This is a genomic window from Xenorhabdus indica (assembly GCF_014467235.1).
In the GTDB taxonomy this organism is placed as follows: domain Bacteria; phylum Pseudomonadota; class Gammaproteobacteria; order Enterobacterales; family Enterobacteriaceae; genus Xenorhabdus; species Xenorhabdus indica.
In genome coordinates this window covers 1-24,362 of the sequence record NZ_NKHP01000034.1, presented here as the reverse complement: position 1 = coordinate 24,362, position 24,362 = coordinate 1, and the positions used below count along the sequence as shown (strand labels likewise).

Sequence of the window (24,362 nt, the reverse complement as noted above, 5' to 3'; positions counted from 1 at the left end):
TTGATCAAAAAAATTAAGATCTTTTTGAATACAGCCTCAGCAAGTAGCTGGAAAGGAATAGGAAATATGGAAGTCTCATAATTATGAAAAGGTATTTAGCGTAGCTGCCACATTTATTATTATCAAGGCTATAAAGTTCCACTTCTTCTACATATCCGAATTTGCCAGTTCCAATTACTCGTATTGGGTTTATAAAATAATTACCACGTCTTTCCATCCCTATCCTATGCTCATGTTGCCTTTTTATAGGTCAAAATCTATAAGCAAAGGGGAAAATACTCCATAATTTCTTATGGTAATTATCATGATAGTAGAAGAGTGTCACAATTTCATTGCATAATGACTCATCCATTAACCGAGCAAGATCATCTATAAGTTTACTAACTTTTTATAAGTGTGCTGATAGATGTGAGTATTCAAAGTATTTCGTAATTGGTGACCTGATGACCTCAGTTCGTTATTTACACTCACTATTAACATATTTCTGCAAATATCTCAGTTTTGCCCGGTCGTTGATGACACCTTCTCGGATATCGAGAACAGTTGATTCAGTTTCTCCAGTGAGTTCGACGGTGGTTGGAGTGCCCACGCTGCCGGAGGCAGTGGTTTCTGACACAGGACAGGTGGCTTGGATGTACAGCTTGCGACGGCCAGCGGCAATATCAGCCCGCAGAGTATCAATTTCAGTCTTGGCATGGGCGAGTTCCTCAGTGTGTTTGCTATCCAATTCATGCAGCATGTCAATATGTGTATTCTGGTAGTTGATGGTGTCAGTCAGTTGCTGGATTTCTGTTATCTGATCGCTATTGATGCCGAGCTGTTTCTTATAGCCAAAGCGGTATAATAAGGCGGCGGTTGAAGAGATAATCAATGCAATAACAACGTCAGAGGTGAAATTGAGCTTCATGATAAAAACATCTGGCGTTCAGATGTCCTGCGATTATCCAGCCCACGCATAACCTTGCCTGCTGCTTTATTCCATCGGGGAAACTCTGCTGCTGTACCAGCATAATCACCTTGATTGAGTTTCTTCAGTAGCGTGGAACCCAAAAAGTTACCGCTACCACAATTGAAGATAAACAAGCACAAGGCATCAAACTGGCCTTGATTCAGCGGAACTTTAACCCATTGCTTTAATGTAGTGTAAATAGGTTGGAGATCATTATGCAGGAATGCCTCGGCTTGCTGTTCGGTTATCACATCGCCTTTCTTAACCCCTTTTGTATGCCCATAACCAATGGTCCACGGAATACCACCGGTTGCGGGATCAGGGTAGGCTTTTAGTTTCAAGCCCTCATACTGCTTAATGCACTCAAGACCTTTATCGCTGATTTCCATCAGAAGAGGCTCCTGTTCTTTTCTTTGCCGCCTTACGCAACAATTGGCCGATAAAGTCTGTACCTAAATAACCAATCACCACACTGCCGATATAAGCCAAGTCAGGATTTAGGCCAAACAGATTTAAGACATCACGAATGAACCAGGCGAACATGGCACACATAAAGGCATCAATAGAGACTTTTAACCAGCCGCTGCCGTTATAACGACCGCGAAGGAAGGCCATTGTCCCGGCGAGTGCCCCTCCGATGCCTTGCTCTTTTACCGATAGAAGCCAGTCACCGAGGTGCACCCAGATATCAGGATTTTCTTTCATCTTCATATTCCCCTCGATTAGAACAATAGCCGTCCGCAGGGTGAAATAGGTTCACCCCGGTTAACAAACAAACATTGATTTGTGTGTATATGTGTGTATTATGAACTTCAGGTTAGGAGGAAACATGAAATCGACTGACCTGATAAAGGAGCTAACAGCAGCAGGGTGTGAATTGCGACGGCATAAAGGAACAAGCCATCAAATGTGGTGGTCTCCGATAACAGGGAAAACGTTTCCTGTACCGCACCCGAAAAAAGATTTACCACTGGGTACTGTTAAATCCATTAAAAAATCGGCGGGGATCTGATCCCCGCCCTCTTGGAGGTTACTATGTTTTTCTCAGTCGGTGTTGAAACACCCAAAGATGAAAATACGGCATACGGGATGGTTGTCCCGGCTTTTTTCGATCATGACTGTGGTTGTTTTTCTGCCGCTGATACTCAATCAGAAATTCCTGCGATGGTGCGCGAAGCCATTTTACTCACCCTTGAGGACATGATTGTCAGCCGCGATTTCACTGTGGATCAACTTCACGATGCAGGACACCTGGTTTATGCTGCCAATCCTGAATATGCGGATTTTGATAGCTGGTTTGTGATTGATATCGATTTATCTGAGTTTGAGGGAAAACAGCAACGTATTAATGTCGCTTTACCTGATATTCTCATCAAACGCATCGATACCAAAGTAAAACAAAATCCGATGCGATACCGGGATCGTAGCCATTTTATTGCCGAAGCTGCCCGACATGAGCTGCAACCTGATTAAAACGGTGGGGCGAGTTATCGCCCTGCTCGTTAATCTCTTGCTTCGTCTGCTTAAATCGCGTTTCTTCCAGCTCCACCCCCAATACACGACGGTTCAATTTCAACGCCGCTTTCAGGGTTGCCCCGGACCCCATAAAGAAATCGGCTACCAGATCCCCTTCCCGGCTGCTGGACTGGATAATATGCGCCATTAAATCAGCGGGTTTTTCACACGGGTGCTTGCCCGGATAATATTGCACAGGAGCAAACTGCCAGACATCGGTATAAGGCACATCTGCCGTCACGGTGAATGAGCGGCGCATTAAACCATATTCCTGCCGCAATTCATCATACTGACGCGACAGGATTAAATGAGAGTCCACCAGCTCAGGATACGGGGTGTTCAGTTCACCACGCTGGTGCTTTTCTTTGGCGATGCGGTCAAACAGCGCCTGTAGTTTCTGGTAGTCAGTTTTATTAGGTAACTGCCACTGACTGTCGCTGAACCAGTGACTGGCCATCTGTTTCCCGGTGGCGGTGTTAATTTCTTTTGCCGTGACGCCTAACGCTTTCCGGGCATCACGAAAATAATCCACCAGCGGTTTAAAGACGGACTGTTTGAGGTCCCGACATTGTTTGAAATAGCTATCGCCTTTCGGGTGATAGGGGCCTTGGTAATGTTCAGCAAAAATAATACGTTCCGTGGCCGGAAAATACATGCGCAGGCTTTCTTTATGTTGCCTGCGCCACGGGCCAGACGGTTTCGCCCAGATAATATGATTCAGCACGTTAAAGCGTTCACGAACGAGCAGCTCAGTATCAGAGGCCAGACGCGAACCACAAAACATATACAGGCTGCCGTTCGGTTTCAGGACCCGCCAGAACTCGGCAAGCAGTTCGTCCAGCCAGGCAAGGTAGGCCGTCACATCGTCCCACTGGTTATCCCAACTGCACGCTTTTACCCGAAAATACGGCGGGTCAGTGGCAATCAGGTCGATACAGTTATCCGGCAGGGTTTTGATAAATTTCAGGGCGTCATCGTTGACTAAGGTGACAGGGCGTAAATCCATTCGCTTTTTTCCTCTTGACGCTGGCGGCTTTCAGGCGAACCACAACACGAAAAGCCGGCATTCACCGGCCTGCGCTTTCACATTCTGGGAAATAGCCCCATCAGGAAGAACGTTTGAAAAATGTCTCATCCTCCCGGCTTTCCATTAAACCCGCCAGACGAAATTGTGTTAACAGTAGTTGGCAACGGGGTTCAGGCAGCCCCATTAATTTAGACACTTCAGAAACAGAAAACCACGTATGCAAAGGCACGGCGTCTAAAACACAGGCGGCTGTTATTGTCATATCTTCATGTTTTAACATGATAATTCTAACCTTTTGGTGAGTTTTTGTGCATGAACACACATGTAACTCTGACCTATCACAACAGCAAGTCTTATGTTTATTTCAGGCGTAAAAAAACCTTGCACGGGGCAAGGTTTAAAATATCTGCTATTAATAAGCGGGTGACTTTGTCATCACGTTTATCACAATAGCAGCGTTTTTACGATCGTAAAGATTTATTTTTAAAAATCGCTACATGATGGATGTTACGCTAACGGGGGTGTCTTTATCCATGTCCAGTGGGATATCCAGCATCATTAACATCCCTGCAATCACACCTTCAGCCTTTTGTAATCGCTTCCCGATATGCGTATCAGAACAGTGATAATCATGGGCCAATTGCATAAACGTTTTACCGAAAACATAATAATCAAACAGCAAGTCATGGGCATCACTATGCTGCTGATTCAGTTTTGCCATGCAACTTGAAATAAGCATGGCGTCATCATCACAACATTGTACGCGGGACTTTACTTTATTAGGAATGAGTCCTTTGAAGCCTGCCGCAATGGGTGACCAGTAAACCCCGTCGCGATTATCTGCCGCCCATGCGCCCCAGCGTTCCATGACTAATTGAATATCACGCATTCGCCCACTCCCCTGTTAAAGTGCCCGGTCGGCATAACGGCGTTGTTTTTGTCTGGTGTGTTGCGGCCTGTGGCACACTTCCGCAGCCGCTATCTGATCGGTTGGCTGGTAATGGCCGTGCCTGAATGCCTGATAAACCGTACCGGTCTGCCCGTGACGGTTCTTCTCCAGAATAATTTCCGCGTACTGGCTGGCGGGGCTGAACGGGTTATACACCCCATCCCGATAAGTGAAGAGAATACGATCCGCATCCTGCTCCAGTGAACCGGAATCACGTAAATCTGCGCCCACCGGGCGACGCTGATGCAAGGGACGCTTATCCACTTCCCTTGATAACTGGCTCAATGCCGTGACCGGAGTGTACAGCCGTTTCGCCAGCCCTTTCAGTGTCTTCGATATTTCTGCCACAGCCAGATCGTGGCGGTCAGCCCGGGGTTTTTTAATCAACCCAAGGTAGTCTACGAAAATGCCCTTTAAGTTCGGGTAGCGACGCTTATGGGCTTCACTGATGGCACAAATTTGTTCGATACTCAGATCACTGGCATCCAGCACATGAATATCCCGATCGATAAGTGAACCCAGTGCATGACCAATGCGTCCCCAGTCTTCATCATACAGTTCACCGTTTCTGAGTTTAGACACGGGCATCGCAGCCGAACTCGCCACCATTCGTTCAGCAATTTGTGGCGCTGCCATTTCCATGGAAAACAACAAAGCCCCGCCCCCGTCACGGGTCATCCCGTCAATCATGCACAGGGCCAGTTCCGTTTTGCCCATCCCCGGACGTCCGCCCAGCAAAATCAGGTCAGTTGGGTTGAATCCGCCGGTCAGTTCGTCCAGCGGCTCAATGCCTGTCAGGATCATACCTGTCTTGCCCTGATGACGCGCTTCCAGTGTTTCAACGTATCTATCCAGCAATGTGCCGATGACAACGGGTTGTAAGCTGTTATCGCCCTGGGATAATCCATTAAACTGGGACGCAAACGCCTCAATCAGTGCTTCCGCTTGCGTGTGATTGCCGCAGGCCTGAATCGCTTTCTGATAACGGTTAATCAGATCAGTGACCTGACGTACACGCCAGTAACGCATGACCTTTTCCGCATAGCCTTTTAGGTTTGCCTGCCAGACCGGGGTCTTAGCCAGTTCCAGCAAGTTAGCCAGAATACCCCTTTCCTCTCCCATCGCATCTGCAATGAAAAAGGGATCGATAATGGTGCTGCTCAGGGCCTGCTTTTTGATTTCTCTGTACACCCGGCGCAGATGAACGGAGCTGAACGCCTCATCCGGCAACATCGCCAATACGTCATAAGCGTCCGGTGTCGCCCCACCCGATAACAAACCACTGATGACGGCCATTTCCAAATCATATTCGTTCATGCGATTTCCCTTCTGTAACTTTCCCAGTCAAAAGCCAGTACCGTGCCACCCTGAAGCACTCTGTCCAGCGTCCGGTCACCCAAAAACTGCGCCAGCTCAGTGACAGGCAAGTTACTGATCAGGAGAGTGGGCAGCAGGTCTTCATAGCGATTATTCAGCACCTCAAACAGAATATGGCGTTCAGACTCTGTGCCGTACTGCATCCCGATTTCGTCAATTACCAGCAAATCCAGCTCGCTGTAAAATTTCAGGGTGTCAAACTCGCTCATCTCCCCTTCGCTGTTCCATGAGCGACGAAACGCCCGGATGATACGTGATGCGGTGGTGATAAAAACCGCTTCATCACCCCCGGCGGCAATCTCACGACAAATGGCCACGGCAAGGTGAGTTTTGCCGGTTCCCTGACGTCCGCACAGGATCATACCTTCCCCGGCCTGCTTGCGGTCCTCCCATGTCTGGACATAGCCCTGACAAGTTTTCAGGTTATTTTCAGCTATCAGGCTCTGCGGCTCGTAGGTCGCAAAGCTGGCCTGCGCAAAGCGGGGAACGATTTTTAATATTCCGGGTTCTTGTGTTTCCATCACGTTTTCTGCTCCTTAAATATTTTTTGTCCAGTTCGCACCGTGAGCTTCATAGCGCTTGTGTTCAAATCCAGTATGGGTGTTGGTTTGCTGCCGTTGCCCGAATTTGGGTCTGTCAGGAAAGAGTCCCTGCCAACTGTTGGCAATCGAGGTACAAATCACTTCATCAGGGTTAGTACATGCAGCCAGTTGTCTGGCCTGCTGTCGGCAACTGGTTTCCGTCAGGGGTTTCCTGATTTCCTGCCGGAACGTCACCCAGTCTGCCCACGTTTCGGCGCTGACGTTTTCTGGTTTAGCAGTGAGTGGATCGAATGCTGATTTTTTTGCGGCTTCTCTCTGCCCAGCCCCCTGGGGTTTTATAGGTTCTTTGACTGATTCATTGGCGGGTTCAAAAGAGTGACTGGTTCTGGTGCCATCTGACGGCATAGGGGGTCTGCCATCTGGCGGCACAGGGGTGCCAGCAGATGACACAGGGCTGCCAGCGGCTGGCACAGGGGGAATGTTATTTAGCGACACAGGGGCAGCCGATAAATGCAGGGTGTAAACATTCGAGGCATTTCCTTTCCCATTATGATTACCGAGCCGGTTTTCTTTGCTCAGCAAGCCCAGCTTAATCAGGGCAGCAATGTGATTTCTCACCGCACTTTTACTGCACTCACAATGATCCGCAATATGCTGATACGATGGCCAGCATTCCCCTTTATCATTCGCATTATCGGCCAGCTTAATCAGCACCAGTTTCCGCAGGGGATTGCCCACCCGGATACTCATTGCCTGCACCATCAAGCTCATACTCATGTCGTTTCTCCCTGTTACCCTACGCTAAACACCCTGCCTGTTTACTCACCGACCCTGACATCAGGGGGTGGAAAGACTTTAGGCAAATCCGGACGCAGTTCATGGGCCTGAACCACCCCGTTTGAAAAAATCACGATCTCGGGCACCAATGACACCGAAACCCGTTTTTTGCCATACAGCCACCCGCTAATCAGCGATTGCGCACACCCCAGTGCCTGAGCCAGTTTGGTCTGGCTGCCGGCAATATCTATCACTTTCTCTATCACGCTGTTTTTCATTTTTTCCCCGTTCCCATACGTTTGCCATCATAATATCACTAACGGTCAGATTAAATCACTATCAGTGTGTTTGTAAAGGTATCACTTTAGGGATAGAATGAGCAACCCATCATTCAGAATACCCAGATAAACTCATGAGGCACTTATGACGCTTGCTGACAGATTAAAAGAAGCCATGGCAGATAAAGGACTGACCCAATCTTCGCTGGCAAAAAAAGCTGGCATGGCACAATCCATGATATGGAAATTACTCTCCGGGACGGCGACGAAAACCGGCCGGATCATTGACTTAGCCCAGGCGCTGGGTGTGCGCCCGGAATGGCTCAGTGATGGCAGTGGTAATAAACTTCACGATGAGGATGACATGGCCGGGCAGTACAACCGCTATGTGTCGGTCAAAATTTATGAGCAGGAACATGCCACCCGCGACGCTTTCATGGTACCGGCCCTGTCTGAGCAGAAGGCTGCGTTTGACACCTGCCGGGCTTACCGCATCCCCCAAAATACCGGTTGCGCTGATGTCCCGGCGGGCGCCTTAATCGTGGTCGATACTCAGGGAGAGAGGGGCAATGATGATTTAGTCTATGCCCGCATCGGTGAACAGTATTCTGTTTATCGTTATAAGCTGGGCGGTGGCGTGGGCTATTTGTCGGTTGACGATACCCGTATTCCTCTGATCCCGGTTTCGCCTGAAATCGATATCGTCGGGGTGATTGTCTGTTTATTTCGTGGCATGAAACGAAAACGATAACCGCTTCCCGGCTTCATTCCACGCGCAAATTCCGCCGATTTTTTACGCCAAGACACTGTTTTTTTTTCTCATACAGCGTCTTGGATGCTCACCGCCCCTGTCATTATCACGCTAAAAAAATCATTCAGCTCACTCCAAATAAAAACTATTTAATATCAATAATATAATGGAATTATTTAATTTATATCACTCAGGGTATGGATTTAAGTGGTTTTCGGTGATAACGTTAGGGGCATCAAAGTGATAGGAGTAATCACTGCAAAATAATAAAAGCGTTAACATGAGGATTTATGCGTACCTTTATTTCTGCCATCATCGAAGAACCGACAACAACACCTAAAAGTACCCACCACATTAAAGGTATTATTACCCCTATTGTGACAGCCATCGTTCCGTATTCAGAGCACTTCTATCTTCCCTTTTTGGCAGAAAAGAATAATGACCGGGAAATAAATAATGAAGAGGAATTTAAACATTATCTATTGGCGATGTACCACGTCAGACAAAAACATACCGAACCGATCCCTTGCTATCATTTAGAACCTGTTGATGGTCACGGCTATGGGCTTTATCAGCGAAAAGGAAGTTATATGTATTTAATGGATATATTACCTTTTACTCAATCCCAACAGAAAACAAAACGCTGCCAATAATAAAAAATTGTTATACGGTAGTTGAATAAAATAAAAAGCCGCTATCGAATGCCGATACTGAGTTTTCAGCCTCGGAAATAAAAATCACCATCATTGATAACTAATTCTTTCAATAATGCAAGGAAAATAGCGGCAATAGATTATCTGAAATAAAAATAAACAACTCAATCATATGAAATTCAGCACTAAATCCGTGCGGGTTTACTATACGTGAAATATACGAATTATATTCAGAGAGAGATAAAATGAGACGCGTCGCCAATAATAAGAAAAAAGTCAGTCTTACCCGAAAACAGGCGGCTGACTTTATCGGCATTAATGTCGATACATTATCCTATTGGTGTGCTATTGGTAAAATAGCCTACAACAAGAAAGATCCCGCCAAACCCAGATCCCCTTATTTATTTACATACGCGGCATGTCTTGCAGCACTTAACAATTCGATCCAAACTGTGCCAGTGAGCACGGTAGATGTGGCAGAAAAAGGAGATAAAAAATGTCAATCTTCCGTAGAGGAAATACATGGTATGGGAACTACACGACACCAGGCGGCAAAAGAATTAAAGAGTCGCTTGGAACAACGGACAAAAAGCAAGCTCAGGAGTTGCACGACCGAAGAAAAGCCGAATTATGGCGCATAGAGCGGTTAGGTGATTTTCCTGATGTCACCTTTGACGAAGCCTGTTTGCGATGGATTGAGGAAAAAGCGGATAAGAAATCATTGGATGATGATAAGGGGCGCATGGGATTCTGGCTGGAATACTTCGGCAGTGTACGGTTAAAAGATATTACGGAGGCCAGTATCTACACGGCGGTCAGTAAGATGAAAAATCGTAAAGCTAAAGCACGTTGGGAAAGTCAGGTTCAGGCGGCTAAGAAGAAAGGGCACGAGATCCCCGCCTATAAAGAAGTGTCAGTATCAGTCGCAACCAAGGCAAAACACTTAGCCTTGGTAAAAGCCTTATTGAGAGCGGCTGAACGGGACTGGAAATGGTTAGAAAAAGCCCCTGTAATCAAAGTTCCAGCCGTCAGAGAAAAACGGGTCAGATGGTTAGAACCTCAAGAGGCGCAAAGATTGGTTGATGAATGCCCTGAACCCCTTAAATCTGTTGTCAAATTTGCACTGGCTACCGGATTAAGGCGCTCAAATATTATTAATCTGGAATGGTCACAAATTGATATGCAAAGACAGGTTGCCTGGATACACCCTGATCAAAGTAAATCATCAAAGGCGATAGGGGTAGCCTTAAATGAAACGGCTTGCCGAGTACTGCGAGAGCAAATCGGAAACCATAATAAGTGGGTCTTTGTCCATTCCAAATCAGCAATCAATCCCAATGGAGTCGCATTACCTAACGTAAGGAAAATGCGTGTTGATGATAACACAGCCTGGAATTCGGCGTTAAAGCGTGCAGGAATAGAGAATTTTCGCTTTCACGATCTACGCCATACATGGGCGAGTTGGTTAGTACAATCAGGTGTTCCATTATCAATTTTGCAGGAAATGGGCGGCTGGGAGTCAATCGAAATGGTTAGGCGTTATGCGCACTTAGCACCGAATCATCTGACCGAACATGCACGACAAATTGATGTGCTTTTTGGTGGAGGTGTCCCAAATCCGTCCCAATCAGGAAAAATTGTGGTTGCGAAATGAAGATAACTTATTGATTTTAAATCCCTACAGGATTCGATAAAGTAATTTAATTTACTGTTTTTAAAATATTTTATTTAGTTCAATTACCCACCATACCCCCTATAATACCCCCATATTATTTTATCTCTGTTTACCTAATTTTTGTTTGGTTGGCACTGTTGAGAATAGGTTTTTTGTTGCAAAAATATCATCAATGAAAGAAATGTTGCCAAATATGCAATGATAGCTTTAATCTGGTCGATGGTATCTCATTGCAGAGAACAATGGCAAGTTTAAAGCCATCGAGATAACGGAGAATATTCAATCAGATATTTATCTAAGGACTCAGCATTAAGAATTTCAGCGTCAAATAATGGTTTACTTATTTCATTTAAAATCAGAAGCTCCTCATAACAACCTGTATTTTCAAAAAGAAACATCAGAACTTTATCAGCAAACTCAATTTCTCCTGAATTTTTAGCATCCAAGATCAAATGTACAATTTTAGTTTTAATTTTCTTATTTTCAAAATAGTCATCATGTGAAAATGAATTTTCTCTCGAATAAAAATCATCTAATTCTTTAGATAAAGAATTAAGTTTTGAGTAAAGATCACTATTCATTTTATATGTTTCATAGGAAATATAATTAACTAACAGATTAACAATTTAATTTAAAAAAATGATAAACAAATGATCCTCCAAGAAAAGCACCTCCAAATATAAATTTCCAGTTCCGTTTAAATACATAACAAGAATTCCAAATACTTCTAAACCTTCTCACATTATCTAATTTTTTAAATAAAATATCTCTTTCATTATCAGATAAATATAATTTTATTATTTTATCCTTTATGTTCTTCTCCATTTTTACGAAACTATATTTATAACCAATAGAAAAAAGCTTATCAAAAAAGAACATCAAGCTGAGTGTGAAGGAAATTATTTGAGCTACTTTATTTGGTACGCCCCAACATCCTATACCTATTAATAATGACCATTCCGCAATTGTATAGTGCTGTAATTTCCCCCACCATTTATTCATGTTTCTAGCATATTTTCTTATCTCTCGTTTTATTTCTGAGAATGCAGGTGATCTTTGGCAATGTTTCAAAATATATTCCTTAATAATTTATTATTAACAAAAATTATAACCATGAGTATAAAATTAAAAACTATAGATATTATTTTACCTCATGGTTTATTTCATTGAGATCAATCTACTCAACAGAAATCCTACGAACCTTACGCTCAATCAATTGACCACGTTTATCAAAATACCGACTCGGCCAGATTTCAGAGGGATGGATTTCAAGATAGTTAGCAATTATCCATTCGCCTTTAGGCCACTGCCTGCTGAGTGCATTTGCCAGTGTCGATGAACTCAGTCCCGCTTCACGAGAAAGAGCTGCTAAGGTTGTACCACGTTTACGTAATGCAGCGATGATATCAGCTTGGTGCCAGTCATTTTGAACATTGTTGTTATTCATTCCTGTTACCCCTTCCATAATTTAATCATTAATGGTGGCGATTCAGACAGGGTTCGCGGACTGGCACTCATAACCAGCGAGACTTACGTCTCCCCCACCTGAATCACCATTGAAAAGGCGATAACAGGCACACTGGCAAAATTTCTGCCAGTGTCTATGAGTGACAAGGCCGCGACGCCTTGACCATTAGATTTTGCTAATGGCGTGAATACTTTAACTGATTGTATTATCGGACTCAATAACCGAAAGGCTAAGTTTAACGACTATAAACCCGTTCGACATAACGCCCCCGACCATCACCATGACCCAAATCCATTGAAACCAGTGCCCGTGCTTCCTGACGGCTAAAACCATTTTGCTGGTAAAAACGTAGAGCATCCTGCGCCCACGCATAGCGCAGGCTGTGGGGAGAATGGCAACCGGTTAAACCAATTTTTGTGGTGTGTGCTCGCCAGTAGTTCATGGCCTGCCTGAGATCCGGCTTATCAATCAACCTGCCGTCACGTTGCTCTGCAATGGCAATTGCCTGCTCTACAGCTTCTTTTACCGCTGTAACATTCAGTACACAGGTTTGCCGTGGTCGGCCGCCTTTCGTACCGAAAACAACGTGCAGTTTTGGTTCAGGTTGATCTAACTGTTTCAGCCAGCTCTTCAATGAAGCACTGCATTGCACCGCTTCCTGAGAACGTAATCCCAACAAGCGGGAGAGCTTTAGTGTGACGGCAAATCCGACATCACGTTCAAGTGCCTTCTGATAAACAACCTGAAATGTAGCATCAGGGATCGCCTGTTTCGTTCCAGCACGGCTGGTTCCACTTAATCCCAATGCCTGATTGCTCAAACGCGGAGAGGTTTCCAGTTTCTTCCTGCCAGCCATACGAAAAATATTACGCAGTGCCGCCATTTCATTTTGCACCGTTCGCTTGGCAATTCCCTGAGATAAGCGGGCATCAATATATTGTTCTACGTGCTTGGTTTTCAAATGACCGAGATTTTTCACCTGAATATTCAGGCTTAACAGCAGCGCGCCCAGACGTTCTGCAATCCGAATGCGATCATGGCAGGTCTTATGACAGCCACCACACTGCCGGGCAAAAAATTTTAATTCTTTAATCAATCGACTCATCTGCTTCTCCCGCTCGTATACCTGACAACATGCGATCTCTGGCGCGCGATCGTTTTGGCAAAACAGAAGAATCCGTCTTGCCCTTGATCGATATCTGTGCGCCAGAGTGAACGCAGGTTGAGGTATTGCGGGGTATCGGTTGAGTACGCTGCACTGCCGCCTGTGTTGACAGGTCATCCCCACCGGCTAAAAGCCAGCCTCGATATCGTCAAGTTCTCCTTTTTCACTCTAAAAATGCAGTGTCAGATTCACTGAGTGGTGAAGTAGACGTGAGCCTGTCAGAGTTGTGTGGTTCTTTGGCTGCGGCGTCACTTTCAGCGGTAAATCCGCAAAAAGTGACGCCTTGAGTTCTGTAAACAATCAACAAAAATCGTGCGAACGTTGAAGTGCCATCAGGCACAGCAAAACGCCGTAAGGTTAAATGTCAAATGGTAGTCATGTTGATGGATTAGCTGTAGAAAAATTGTCTGTTGAATAATTCAAACAGGGATAGATAAAAGTATGAACAGATACGCAAAAGCTATCCTGTTGTTCATTGAAGAGAAATAGGATTTATGTTGATTTAAAACGCCAGTGTATGAATCCACGCTCAATACACTTAAGTAACCAGATAAAGATATCCTTTTGGGCTATCTATTAGTTTAAGAGACCTTCATTGCCAGACGAGGGTTTAGATGTCTTGGCAATATCTGCTTCCAAAGGTGGGCAGATGTACCGCAATTCTTGCTCTCCCTTTCAGGCTACAGGAGTTTTCTTTCGCCACCCGAAGGCGATCCTGACAGGCGATGGATCATTAGTGTAAGTGGAATATTAGCGGCTATGGTGAGTAGGGTCAACAGCTTATGTTACGGGTGAATTGGAATTTAATCCGTAACATATAACTTCATAATAAGACTAGTTTTATCAGCCTACTCTAACTCATTTTATCCCTCAAGATATTATACTCTTTAGCTTTTCTCTTTGACCAAATTTAGCTAATGAATCAATATCTATTAAGTTTTATATCTGTGTAGCCAACCTGTGTTTTCTGATTAGGTGGCTATTCAGTCTTTCTATCGACATGACTTATTCTTGGAAATAGATTAAATGACTGCTGAATTTAACTTACATCAAATCTACGATCATAACCTGAACTTTCTTATTGGTGCTGGTGCTTCACATGGTTTTCTACCGACGTTAGCACTAGAGATAAAAAAGAAGATAGATGGTAGGAAGTGCACATTCGAGACACTTGCAAAGAAATATGAAAACAACAAAGACATGACAACACTACTGTTCATGTTGTACTACCGAGAATGTATTAAGCCTGGTTTACCTTCAATTCCAGCTAGAGATATTCCTACTTCTCTTAGACTGCCAGATAAAGAAAGTGTTATTCAAGAATATAAGCGGTTCATGACTACTTTGATTCACGTCTTAAACAAGCAAAAACCGTCAGCCAAAAAAGCAAATATTTTCACAACTAACTACGATAATTGCTTTGAAATTGTTAGCGAAGAATTGATGGCAGAAAGAACATCTCAGTTCAACGTTAATGATGGTAGCACTGGTTTTCAAGCGCGTACTTTCCACACAAAAAATTTCAATAACCGTATCGTAAATAAAGGCGTGTTTGACCGCCACGAACAGTTTCTTCCTCAAGTAAACCTTCTGCATGCTCACGGCTCAGTACATTGGATGAAAGGCAAAAAAGATGGCGATATTGAACTTAATTACGGTACTAGCCGTTACAACATAGACTTCAATCAAGACGAAAATGATATTCTAGATGCTTGCAAGGTGATTCTTTATGATAAAAAGAAATCGCTCGATGACCTGAGTGAATTTGAATTTAAAACAGATTTTACGAAACTTCGTTCTGACCAATTTTGGCAGGATTATGACAAGATGCCTATCGTGAACCCTACAAAGTGGAAGTTTCATGAAACCGTCTTTGAAGAGGCTTACTATCAGATTCTTCGTCACCTAAGTTATGAGCTTGAACGTCCTAATTCAGAATTAATTACTTTCGGCTTCTCTTTTGCCGACGAGCACATTCTCAGTCTTGTACAGCGAGCATTGTCTAATCCGTCATTGACTATGTACGTAATGTGCTATGACAAATCAACACAAGACAGGATGTCGGAGATGTTCAAAGAGTACTTAAATGTTAAGTTGATTTACTCTGAAGATAGAACATTAGATTTTAAGCTTTTCAATGATGAATACTTCACGGTAAATAAACTAAACAAGCCTGTGCCTGAAGAAACCATGAAGCCAGTGCTTGACGCTGCAATTGGTGGTGTCAAATGACTATAGCAATTGGTGAAGTAATTTCAGTTAAAGGCACTAATATCACTGTAAGATTATACGAAGAGTCCAACAACGAAACGTTGTTCTATAACGGCAAAAAATTCAACGGCGTATCGATCCAAGAGTTCATTTTGATTCGTCGTGGATTCAAGGATATCGTTGCTAAAGTTCAAGGCGAATACCTAGATGAACGACTGAAAGACGAAGAGAACGACTGCTATATCCGTAAAATTGAGTTAGTACCAATTGGACATTTCCTGTTCAATGAATTTTATGAAGGCATGAAACACCTGCCAATGATCCGTGATATCGCGTACTTAATGAGTGACACTCAGGTTAAATCTATCTTTGGAAAGCCTGATGACAACTTCGTTGTCGGTGAAACGCTTACTGAAGAAATACCTATATCGCTACCTTGGGTAAAGCTATTCAACACTCATATAGGAATTTTCGGCAATACGGGTAGTGGCAAATCTAATACGCTGACTAACATATACACAACGCTTTTTCGCAATAAGCTGGACAAGCTCATAGACAAGAGTCACTTTGTTGTTATCGACTTTAATGGAGAGTACACAAATAACCAGTTAATATCAAAAGACGAATATAAGAAGGTATATCAACTAGATACTCGCAATGATGATGGCGATAAATTTCCACTCACTAGCGATGTATTCTGGGATGAAGAATTATTCGGTATCTTATTTAAAGCAACCGAGAATACTCAGAAGCCGTTCTTAAAGCGGATAGTTTCTGGTCGAAACAGGTTCAAAGACAATTCAGATAGCTTACAAACTTACGTCAAGTCAACTATCAAGCGTGCTCTCACAAGTACCGCACAAAAGAAAGAGTTTGTAGCTCTTATTGAAGAGATTGCAAAACTTGTTGGCTCCCAAGACCTAGAGAAAAAAGTTAGGGAAATAGGCTGGCATGGTGACAGATCTCGGTTGTATTTCCCAAACTCCCCCCGCCCAAATTATTTTAATGGTGGTGATAATGACCCTGCGTACAATCATCATTGCAAAGAACACGTAGACGGCATCAACATTAGAAAGTTATCGTCATTCAGTGAGTTAAAACTGAGAATCAACACTCAACTTCTTTCTGACCTCATTAGCGGTTATGTTCAGTTCGACCATATTCAACCTCTACTAAAGAGAGTAGAAGCGTCATTGACGGCACTAGATCGTGTGTTTGACGTTGGAGAAGAATCACCAGAAAACACGTTACTGTCAGTGATATCACTTCGAAAGACTAACCAAGAAATTAAGAAGGTTATGCCACTTTTGCTTGCTAAGTTTTATTATGGTGAACACAAGCAGAAGGTTATGAATCAGAGTTCACCAGAGCAAACATTCCACATGATAATTGATGAGGCTCATAACATACTATCGACCCAATCGAGTCGAGAGAGTGAGAGTTGGAAGGATTATCGTTTGGAGCTATTTGAGGAAATTATCAAAGAAGGCCGTAAATTTGGTTTCTTCTTAACTTTGTCAAGCCAGAGGCCAGCAGATATCTCACCTACGATTATGTCCCAGCTACATAATTTTTTTATTCATCGCTTAGTCAATGAGCGTGACCTCAAGTTGCTAGAGAACACTATTAGCTCACTTGATGAACTCTCACGACAAATGATTCCCAACCTTTCAAAGGGTTGTTCGATAATTATAGGAACATCATTCGATGTCCCAATGGTTGTTCAATTCAATGAGATGCCTGACGGTAGTAGGCCAGACAGTGACGATATTGATATTGAATCTCTTTGGAATTAGAGAATGAAAGAGCATATTTGAGGTGTTTTAGATATATTAGCTGCGATTTGACCTGACACTATCCTACGATACATAAAAGACGGTTGGCCTTACAACTAGATCGGAGCGGTAAGGTCCTTCTAATATTAACGAACTCTCAATTTGATCAATGAGATGAAGAAAGTTCTCATTCATCTTTTTTTGGCTTTTAGGCTTGAGGAGTTTGGTCTGCTTGATAATTTCTTGTAATTCCATGTCTTAAGTTTTCACTTGTTGTGGTAACCAAAAGGGTTAGGGATACCATACCCGAATACGTCAGAAATTGTTCCCATCTGTGCTGGAGGTTCATATCATCGTCTACCGATACAAGTTCAACCCGCCATTTAGCCCTATCGGACCTTAGGAACGATTCCGGCACAGTCATACTTTTTAAAGAGATTTTTTCTTTTACTATCAGCTTATTAAAAAACGTTTTTACCCGTACTGCTGACGTGGCATAGATATTCACCACGGTAAGAATGAATTAGTATCCCCAGCTAGGGGTTTTCTATATACAAAGAAAGCCGGAAGATCATGGGGCTCTTCCGGCTTTTTATTACAAATTTATTTTATTCCAAGAGGTCCATTAATTCTTTTTTCCAAACTTCTTGCCAGCTACTTTCTATATCTATTGAATAGTTTTTTATCTTGTAATAATCATTGTGATCACTGTGAGATAGAAAACATTGGTCAACACACCCAATAATCCATTCTAATAGTTGGATAACTTCGTGATCATCATGTTCTCTAAGAAAGTTATTAGACATATCAATCAGTTCAATTAACAATCCTGAATCAAAGATACTTTCTTCGAACAGCTTATAACAGAATGTTCCACTTATGAGGTCATCCTTATTTTTCATAAGGTAACTTTTAACATTTTTGCCCATATTAGCACCCAGGTCCTTTTCTTTTTTTTGCCTTCTCTGACTTTTTCTCATTATAAGAACCATCTAGGTTAAACACGCCTTTGGATTTATCATTTGATGAGAACGTTTCATAGTGGTCTTTATGAAGATTATCTATATAAAAATAATCGCCTTTCTTAAAGGTAACATCACCTACCTTCACTTTATCCTTAAATTTATATATTTCAGCACCTTGGAATTTTTTCCCTGTAGTTGTGATTGAACCACCGACGGTCTCCATAAAACTACTGAGACCCCAAGGATCAATCCAAGTAATCGGATTCGGCGCATACTGATAAAGATTGATTCCGCCGTTCAACCCTATTGGATCAGGCGTCAAAAACCGCCCAATCTCCGGCGCATAATACCGATAGGTATTAAAGTGCAGCCTCGTTTCTTTGTCAAAATATTGCCCTGCATAACGTAGGTTTTGGTCAAAGTTTTTCGGTGAACGTTCCGTATCGGTAAAATACGCCATTGTGGTGCTGTTGACCGCACCAAACGCATCATATTTTCCTGACCACGCAATTTTCCCGTCTTCGTCCGTGACTTCCAGTGGCGCGCCATTGATATCCGCGTGATACCAGAAATAATCATGCATAGAGCCTTTGGCAACAATACAGGCTAACGGGGTGTAACTGTCATGGGATTCGTAACAATAGGTCTGGGTTTTACCTGTATTGGCGTTGCGTTCCTGCAATAATTTCAGTCCATGCCAGACAAAATCCGTTTGTTCCTGCTGAGGTGTGCCTGTCGGCCATGTTGTGACTACCTTGCGAATACGCCGACCCAGCGCATCGTAATGATAGTTGGCCTTCATACCGTTACCTTCGGCGATAATCAGGCGATTATCACCATCATAACGATAGGTTTGCTTGTTATTGGTGCTTGTTCCACGAGAAATCACATTGCCATGCGCATCATGCTCATAACGCCACTGGTTCCAGTGTGTCAACCTGTCGCCCTGTGGTGTCAGGTGTTTATTCTCTTCCGCCTCTTTTTCCATAATAGATTGTGGACGTTCAAGCAGGTTATCTGCACGGTCGTACCACAGCATTTCTTCAAAGCTGTCTACGCTAGTCACTTTTTTCAGTCGGCTTTCAGAGTCATACAGGTATTCCACCCAACCACGGTAATGATCTTCCATCAGACACAGATCATCCTGCCTGTCATAATGCCATGCCCGCCACGGTTTGCCCTGTTCGATGGATGCTGATTTATCCCTGACACTGTATTGGCTGATGCGACGCCCTAATGGGTCATATTCACGAAACTGGAATAATTTACCTTGTGTCCGGCTGGTTTCACGATGCAGGTTGTCACGCTCAAACTCCGTAATCATCTGTTGATTATGGCGAATAGCGCTGAGATGACCGGAACCATAGTAGAGCCAACGCAAAGTATCACCCTGTGGAAGAGTCAATTCAGTCAGATTATCCATTTCATCATAACTGAACTGGATCACGTCCTCGCCGTTCTGCTCCCTAATCACGCGCCCCAGCACATCATATTCAAAGCTAATCGTATTCGGAAGCAATCCTAACTGTTTCCCGGAGGCATTAGGAACACGATTCGCTTCCAACAAACGCCCCATATTATCCCACTGATACTGGTAGCTGTCGGTATCAGTTTCCCTTTTGATAAGATTACCCGCCGCATCGTAATGCAGATAAGCCGGGCGCACGGGTTGCCGAAATACTCGATCTCCCATCCGTTTTTCAGTACTCAACAAACCAGCAACATTGTATTCATACTGGATCAATGTATCGTCAGGGCGGATTTCTTCAATCAGGCGCCCTTCAGCATCACGATTCAACAGATAACGGCCACCATTAGCATTCTCAATCTGCACCAGATGTCCTTCGGGACTGTATTGGTAACGAACCTGCCGTTGCAGGCGGTCTGTTGTACAGACGATTTGTCCTAATGTGTTGTATTCCCAAGCACGAGAGACATTATCATTACGCTGGTGATGAATAAGTTGATCGGCACTATCCCAGTCCATCTGCTCTGTTGAGCCATCGGGATAGGTGACAAGCACCAACTGACCATCATCGTTATAGCTATAGCGGACAGCTTCCATCAGGGAATTGGTAAAGCGGCTCAGCCGATTTTCATTGTCGTACTGCCAGTCGCTGCTCTGGCCTGAACAATCGGTATGGCGGATCAACTGCCCCTGACCATTCCACATAAAACGGCTTTCTCCGCCTTTGGCATCAATGCGTTGATAAGGCCGCAGAGTATTTGGGCTGTAATGAAAACGAGTGGTTTGCTTAAGTGGCGAGGTTTCACTGATTAGGCGACCGAATTCATCATAATCCAGCGACATTTCTGCACCATTCGGCCAGAAAATAAAAGTCAATCTGTCAGTGTCATTTTGATATTGCCACTGCGTTTTGTCACCGTTGCCATCGGTCAGACTCAGGAGACGGCCGAATTTATCCCATTCTCCCTGCCGGGTATGACCTTCAGCATCTTTGTATCCGTTTGGCAGACCGAACTCATCCCATAATATATGGTGCTCAGTACCATTACGATCAACACAGTGAATAGTCTGATGTTCTTCGTTGAGTACCCAGATGGAGTGGGAACCATCATACCAGTGTGCGGTGCGGATCAGATTTTTATCATCATAATCCAGTCGGTAACTTGCACCTTCATTGGTTTTCTGGCTGATAACGCGCCATAGCCCATCTTCGGTCAGTTCCCATTCATAATCACAGCGCAGGCCACGTTTGTCCACATGCCACGCCATGATGCCGTGATCTGTCCAGCCGAATTGACGTTGGAAATGGTCACTGCGGTGATTGATGCCAACAAGACGGGCATTGTCATCATAATGATAGTGACAAAGGCGAATGCGCTGACCGTTATACAGCTCCCGCCAGACCCTGCTTAATCGGGAAACCGTTTTGCCATCGATTTCTATGACTGCATAATCACAGTGCAGATTCATTCCACCGCACCCCGTGATATTAATCATCTGATGCTGGTCGTTGTAATGGAACCGCTGTTCATTGCCGACATTATCACGGATATGGCTTAACCGGCTGATACCATCATTATCAAAGGCGATATAGTAATAAACCAACTCACCTGCATCATGGATTTCCCATTCTCCGCCTTCGGTGTGTATCAGCCAGCTTTGTGCATCAGGGCAGAAACAGCGATGGCCTTCCGGTACATCCGGGAACGGGATAATATCCCCGGATAAATTACGCCAGAGAATACCTTCTTCCACGCGAGCTAATCGACTTTCCCAGAACAGATTCCAGCCCTGCCCCAGCACACTGTCATACTGATAACTGCTCAAATAGCTACGCTGCCAGTACAACGGGAATTCAGCTTCAAAAACAAAATCCAATTCATCGTCGTCATTAAGGAATTTCTGACCGGCAATCACTTCAACTGGTCTTGACATGATACCTACAAGTGAAGCACCAACCGCTAAATTACTTAATCGGCAAAGAGTCTTACTAATTTAGGCTGCATTCGGGATTTTACTGAACAGCTTTGGCAATGCACCTAATGCCTTATATGCTGCTCCACCGAAACTGGTAAATCCAGCCAAAAACATAGTTGCGTCTGAGATGTTATAAGCCAATTGGGGAATTTCTGGAGTAATTTTTGCTTCTGTTTTTGTTCCTCCACCAATAATAACATTTGAAGAACCCGTCATTACGGCCGCATCACAGGTCGTTTTATCTCCTACACGTGAGGCAGGTAATCCATTAATGAAGACGGAATCAGAGCCTTGTGCCATCTGGCGGGGACCGATCTCTTTGTTACAAACCACCATACTTCGTTTTGCGATTGCAGCTGGTTTATTATTGATAAGAACATTCGTGGAACCACTGGTAATAGTTCCGCTGGGACTTCGTGACGAAGCACCTGCCGAAACACAGGCATCGCGTGCCATATTCCCTAACGAATCTGCTGCCATTCCCACCGCAATGGAAAGGCCGATCAACAAAACACCAACCCCGACACAGGAGGCGGCTACTCCAGCCACAAAAAGAAAACCTGCGGCAATCCCGCCTGCGGCTGAAATCAATGAACCAATAATCGTACCTGCAACTAACCCGGCCATTGCACTGGAATGACCTATCGTATCCCCAAGCCTTGCCGCTTCTGGCATAATATTCTCTCCCTAGAACTGAAAACTTTTCAGGCAGTCATCCAGCCACTGCCGCTGTGATTCCGTAAATGCCTGCTGGGATGACAGGGTAAAAATCAGCACCTTTTTCTCATCCCGCAGAAATACCGCCTGACACTGATAAACCTGTTGCCCTTTCTTGGGGCGATAACGGGAAAGCAACAGATGGCCTTGCAGCAAATTGTCACCTAATATGGTGGGTTGTTCTTCGAGGAACTGCCAGTCTCGCAGACCGTTTTTCAACAACGTTTTCTGGCGGATGATATAATCGGCTAAATCTTCCCCTTCATTTAACTGGTCGCGGCTAATATTCAATGCGGGAACATTTGGTGCGATGATAATATTGACAGTTTGTTCCTGATAGCCTTCCGGTAGGGTGATGCTGCCTTCAGTAAACTGACAACGCGAGCGTGTTTCCATATTTCCTTGCCTCATTAATGATAGGTACATGTTATTAGCACATTAATGAAGCAGAATATAACGTCACCACTTACGCATTCCAGAGCGAATAAGAGTCTATAAGGAAAATTGTGATTAACTTCTCTTCTAAAATAAAATCAGTTAATTACATAATTTTAATTCCACGTAATACAACAGATTAAAATCATCCTGACGCGCTGCGCTTGTCTTCTCCGGGTTACCGGGCTAATGCATTACCCCGATAACCCAGAGAGCTGAAAAAACACCTGCCAGAAAAAACTTTTCACTTACCCCCATCTCCTAAAGAATTAGGGATAAAACTGTTCACCCTATTCACCTATTAATATTTTCATTTAAATTCATGTTGTTAAATGGTGATAACTTGAAATCAAACTCATCACTACTCTTCATCCAACCGTTCACCTTCAATCTGAAAAAGGTGAACAGGGTTGAAGAGTTATGAACAGTTTAAAAATAACTATTCACCCTATAATGTGTTGATATATCTGGTTTAAATTATAAAGTGAACACTTTTTTATATTTCTTTGAAAATTATCATCAATAAAGAAAAAATTATTCTTCTGCCAGGTTATGACTTGTCAGTTTTGGCAGCCACTCAATGGCGGTATCAATATTCAGGCTCAGATTGCTACGAATGCCGCATTTGCTTTTCTTGCGCAGGTAATGCTCCCTGTACTCCGCCAGTGCGCCCGGCATATCCATGCCAAAACGGGTTACAGAAATGGGTTTATTCAGGTTGTTGCCTTTCATATAAGCAAGGTAGGCGTGATAAAGGTACTTACGAGGATTAAATGGCACAATCTCCGCATTCCCGATTAACAGGCCGTCAGCTTCATCAGATGCAATCAAGTGACCGCAGAAATCAACCAGTGGATCGGTGCCACGTTTGATATCCAGTGCTTCTGCGGATTTTTGTTGCGCTGCCAGTAAACGCCTTGCGGCTTGTGGGTCAGCGAACCGATGCAGCAGATGCCGAATAATTACAGGCAGTTCTGCCGGGATTTTATCCCGCAGGAGTGGATCACGTTCATTTTCGGGCACAACTTCGGAAAAATTGAAGATTACCCGACGCCGTGATACGCCACCACTGCGATCACTGAAACTCATAGCATTATTGTTTACCGCCAAGACCACCGCAGGAATGCGGGTTGAATAAGGTTGTTTATGCTTCGGGTCGATAGCGACTTCATCCCCGCCTGTAATGGCTTTGATGCCGGAGCCATCGCCCACATAGCGAGTCTGGTCTGGCAGGATAATCAACGAATACCCCACAATCAGCGCCCGTTCCCGTGGGTTTTCCAGTGCGGCCATACTGGCAGAAACAGTGTTGCCTTTGCCTGCCAGCATTGAACAGATTTCAGCAAAAATGCTTTTGCCACTGCCTCCGGCACCGGTCACTTCCAGAAACAACTGCCAGTCGTAGCGGTTTGCCAGCACCATAAACAGCGCTGCCAGTACCCGATCAAACTTATTCTCACAATTGGCTGTTGCCCGATTGAGCCAGTGCCAGAACTGCGGGGCATGGTCTTTCAGGGTTTCCCCCGAAACAGGGGAATTGAATTCAACATCATTCGCCAGTAGCAACCAGTCATGTTTGCGATGAGGCCGGAACTGGCAGGCTTTCAGGTCAAACACGCCATTGCTGAACCCGATTAAGTGGCGTTTTGGCGATTGCATCATGGGAAGCTGTAATTTCAGGGCATCCA

General features: G+C 44.1%; 27 protein-coding genes. 7 read left to right on the top strand and 20 right to left on the bottom strand.

Features of this window, described 5'->3' with window-relative positions; translation table 11 throughout:
• Positions 1 to 457 precede the first annotated feature (457 nt).
• From Xind_RS18340 to Xind_RS18330, 3 genes are read right to left on the bottom strand one after another with little or no spacing between them, the layout of a single operon-like run.
• Positions 458 to 907 carry a lysis protein gene (locus tag Xind_RS18340; protein ID WP_187650755.1) on the bottom strand — a complete coding sequence of 150 codons (450 nt, stop codon included), beginning with the start codon at positions 905 to 907 and terminating at the stop codon, positions 458 to 460.
• Positions 904 to 1,338 (bottom strand): lysozyme, encoded by a 435-nt coding sequence (locus tag Xind_RS18335; RefSeq protein ID WP_187650754.1) that lies wholly within the window; start codon positions 1,336 to 1,338, stop codon positions 904 to 906. Before Xind_RS18335 ends, Xind_RS18340 begins: the two co-directional genes overlap by 4 nt.
• The gene (locus tag Xind_RS18330) at positions 1,322 to 1,660 is read right to left on the bottom strand and encodes a phage holin, lambda family (RefSeq protein ID WP_420856082.1); all 339 of its coding nucleotides are present in this window, start codon (positions 1,658 to 1,660) and stop codon (positions 1,322 to 1,324) included. Before Xind_RS18330 ends, Xind_RS18335 begins: the two co-directional genes overlap by 17 nt.
• 118 nt (positions 1,661 to 1,778) lie before the next feature.
• Between Xind_RS18330 and Xind_RS18325 the strand changes: the two genes are divergently transcribed.
• Together Xind_RS18325 and Xind_RS18320 are read left to right on the top strand one after the other, a co-directional pair.
• Complete coding sequence (locus Xind_RS18325) at positions 1,779 to 1,961, top strand: type II toxin-antitoxin system HicA family toxin (RefSeq protein ID WP_047685233.1); 183 nt, start codon at positions 1,779 to 1,781, stop codon at positions 1,959 to 1,961.
• 23 nt (positions 1,962 to 1,984) lie between these two features.
• Positions 1,985 to 2,422 (top strand): type II toxin-antitoxin system HicB family antitoxin, encoded by a 438-nt coding sequence (locus Xind_RS18320; RefSeq protein ID WP_187650753.1) that lies wholly within the window; start codon positions 1,985 to 1,987, stop codon positions 2,420 to 2,422.
• On the opposite strand, the gene Xind_RS18315 is transcribed toward Xind_RS18320, so the two are convergent.
• The 7 genes from Xind_RS18315 to Xind_RS18285 all read right to left on the bottom strand — a co-directional run bounded on the left by Xind_RS18315 (position 2,382) and on the right by Xind_RS18285 (position 7,414).
• Entirely contained in the window at positions 2,382 to 3,470 is a 1,089-nt protein-coding gene (locus Xind_RS18315; protein ID WP_246432614.1) for a DNA-methyltransferase, read from the bottom strand. The two genes, Xind_RS18320 and Xind_RS18315, sit on opposite strands and share 41 nt — an antisense overlap.
• A gap of 100 nt (positions 3,471 to 3,570) precedes the next feature.
• Positions 3,571 to 3,771 carry a hypothetical protein gene (locus tag Xind_RS18310; protein ID WP_187650752.1) on the bottom strand — a complete coding sequence of 67 codons (201 nt, stop codon included), beginning with the start codon at positions 3,769 to 3,771 and terminating at the stop codon, positions 3,571 to 3,573.
• A 213-nt stretch (positions 3,772 to 3,984) separates the two neighbouring features.
• A complete protein-coding gene (locus Xind_RS18305) occupies positions 3,985 to 4,380 on the bottom strand; it encodes an antiterminator Q family protein (RefSeq protein WP_187650751.1) in 396 nt (131 codons plus the stop codon).
• A 15-nt stretch (positions 4,381 to 4,395) separates the two neighbouring features.
• Positions 4,396 to 5,757, bottom strand: coding sequence for a replicative DNA helicase (locus Xind_RS18300; protein ID WP_187650750.1), 1,362 nt, complete (start codon positions 5,755 to 5,757; stop codon positions 4,396 to 4,398).
• Entirely contained in the window at positions 5,754 to 6,338 is a 585-nt protein-coding gene (locus Xind_RS18295) for an ATP-binding protein (protein ID WP_047684832.1), read from the bottom strand. The genes Xind_RS18300 and Xind_RS18295 overlap by 4 nt, the downstream gene beginning before the upstream one ends.
• A 15-nt stretch (positions 6,339 to 6,353) precedes the next feature.
• Positions 6,354 to 7,136 carry a helix-turn-helix domain-containing protein gene (locus tag Xind_RS18290; RefSeq protein ID WP_047684835.1) on the bottom strand — a complete coding sequence of 261 codons (783 nt, stop codon included), beginning with the start codon at positions 7,134 to 7,136 and terminating at the stop codon, positions 6,354 to 6,356.
• 41 nt (positions 7,137 to 7,177) lie between these two features.
• Positions 7,178 to 7,414, bottom strand: a complete 237-nt coding sequence (locus Xind_RS18285; RefSeq protein WP_047684838.1) for a transcriptional regulator — start codon at positions 7,412 to 7,414, stop codon at positions 7,178 to 7,180.
• A gap of 145 nt (positions 7,415 to 7,559) precedes the next feature.
• On the opposite strand from Xind_RS18285, the gene Xind_RS18280 reads away from it, so the two are divergent.
• The 3 genes from Xind_RS18280 to Xind_RS18270 all read left to right on the top strand — a co-directional run bounded on the left by Xind_RS18280 (position 7,560) and on the right by Xind_RS18270 (position 10,472).
• On the top strand, positions 7,560 to 8,165 hold the full coding sequence (locus Xind_RS18280; RefSeq protein WP_047684841.1) for a helix-turn-helix domain-containing protein: 606 nt from the start codon (positions 7,560 to 7,562) through the stop codon (positions 8,163 to 8,165).
• Between the two features lie 290 nt (positions 8,166 to 8,455).
• On the top strand, positions 8,456 to 8,818 hold the full coding sequence (locus Xind_RS18275) for a hypothetical protein (RefSeq protein ID WP_052189717.1): 363 nt from the start codon (positions 8,456 to 8,458) through the stop codon (positions 8,816 to 8,818).
• 496 nt (positions 8,819 to 9,314) lie between these two features.
• Complete coding sequence (locus Xind_RS18270; protein ID WP_187650749.1) at positions 9,315 to 10,472, top strand: tyrosine-type recombinase/integrase; 1,158 nt, start codon at positions 9,315 to 9,317, stop codon at positions 10,470 to 10,472.
• A 272-nt stretch (positions 10,473 to 10,744) separates the two neighbouring features.
• Here Xind_RS18270 and Xind_RS18265 read toward each other — a convergent pair whose 3' ends face one another.
• The 5 genes from Xind_RS18265 to Xind_RS18245 all read right to left on the bottom strand — a co-directional run bounded on the left by Xind_RS18265 (position 10,745) and on the right by Xind_RS18245 (position 13,220).
• Positions 10,745 to 11,074: a hypothetical protein gene (locus Xind_RS18265; RefSeq protein WP_187650748.1), complete on the bottom strand. Its 330-nt coding sequence runs from the start codon at positions 11,072 to 11,074 to the stop codon at positions 10,745 to 10,747.
• Positions 11,075 to 11,111: 37 nt separating this feature from the next.
• On the bottom strand, positions 11,112 to 11,564 hold the full coding sequence (locus Xind_RS18260) for a hypothetical protein (RefSeq protein WP_246432613.1): 453 nt from the start codon (positions 11,562 to 11,564) through the stop codon (positions 11,112 to 11,114).
• Positions 11,565 to 11,670: 106 nt separating this feature from the next.
• Positions 11,671 to 11,940, bottom strand: coding sequence for a helix-turn-helix domain-containing protein (locus tag Xind_RS18255; protein ID WP_187650747.1), 270 nt, complete (start codon positions 11,938 to 11,940; stop codon positions 11,671 to 11,673).
• Between the two features lie 256 nt (positions 11,941 to 12,196).
• Positions 12,197 to 13,066: an integrase domain-containing protein gene (locus tag Xind_RS18250; RefSeq protein ID WP_187650746.1), complete on the bottom strand. Its 870-nt coding sequence runs from the start codon at positions 13,064 to 13,066 to the stop codon at positions 12,197 to 12,199.
• Positions 13,050 to 13,220: a hypothetical protein gene (locus Xind_RS18245; protein WP_187650745.1), complete on the bottom strand. Its 171-nt coding sequence runs from the start codon at positions 13,218 to 13,220 to the stop codon at positions 13,050 to 13,052. The genes Xind_RS18250 and Xind_RS18245 overlap by 17 nt, the downstream gene beginning before the upstream one ends.
• A 932-nt stretch (positions 13,221 to 14,152) precedes the next feature.
• Between Xind_RS18245 and Xind_RS18240 the strand changes: the two genes are divergently transcribed.
• Together Xind_RS18240 and Xind_RS18235 are read left to right on the top strand one after the other, a co-directional pair.
• Positions 14,153 to 15,358, top strand: a complete 1,206-nt coding sequence (locus Xind_RS18240; RefSeq protein WP_187650744.1) for an SIR2 family protein — start codon at positions 14,153 to 14,155, stop codon at positions 15,356 to 15,358.
• Positions 15,355 to 17,133, top strand: coding sequence for an ATP-binding protein (locus tag Xind_RS18235; protein WP_187650743.1), 1,779 nt, complete (start codon positions 15,355 to 15,357; stop codon positions 17,131 to 17,133). Before Xind_RS18240 ends, Xind_RS18235 begins: the two co-directional genes overlap by 4 nt.
• Positions 17,134 to 17,720: 587 nt before the next feature.
• Here Xind_RS18235 and Xind_RS18230 read toward each other — a convergent pair.
• The 5 genes from Xind_RS18230 to Xind_RS18215 form a co-directional block, all read right to left on the bottom strand.
• Positions 17,721 to 18,041: a hypothetical protein gene (locus Xind_RS18230; protein WP_187650742.1), complete on the bottom strand. Its 321-nt coding sequence runs from the start codon at positions 18,039 to 18,041 to the stop codon at positions 17,721 to 17,723.
• Position 18,042: 1 nt separating this feature from the next.
• Positions 18,043 to 21,480 (bottom strand): RHS repeat-associated core domain-containing protein, encoded by a 3,438-nt coding sequence (locus Xind_RS18225; protein WP_246432612.1) that lies wholly within the window; start codon positions 21,478 to 21,480, stop codon positions 18,043 to 18,045.
• 60 nt (positions 21,481 to 21,540) lie between these two features.
• Positions 21,541 to 22,197 carry a PAAR domain-containing protein gene (locus Xind_RS21890; protein WP_246432611.1) on the bottom strand — a complete coding sequence of 219 codons (657 nt, stop codon included), beginning with the start codon at positions 22,195 to 22,197 and terminating at the stop codon, positions 21,541 to 21,543.
• A gap of 12 nt (positions 22,198 to 22,209) precedes the next feature.
• Positions 22,210 to 22,635 (bottom strand): DcrB-related protein, encoded by a 426-nt coding sequence (locus tag Xind_RS18220; RefSeq protein WP_099136674.1) that lies wholly within the window; start codon positions 22,633 to 22,635, stop codon positions 22,210 to 22,212.
• 573 nt (positions 22,636 to 23,208) lie between these two features.
• The coding region (locus tag Xind_RS18215; RefSeq protein ID WP_222941859.1) for a DNA primase family protein at positions 23,209 to 24,362 on the bottom strand (1,154 nt) is incomplete at its 5' end.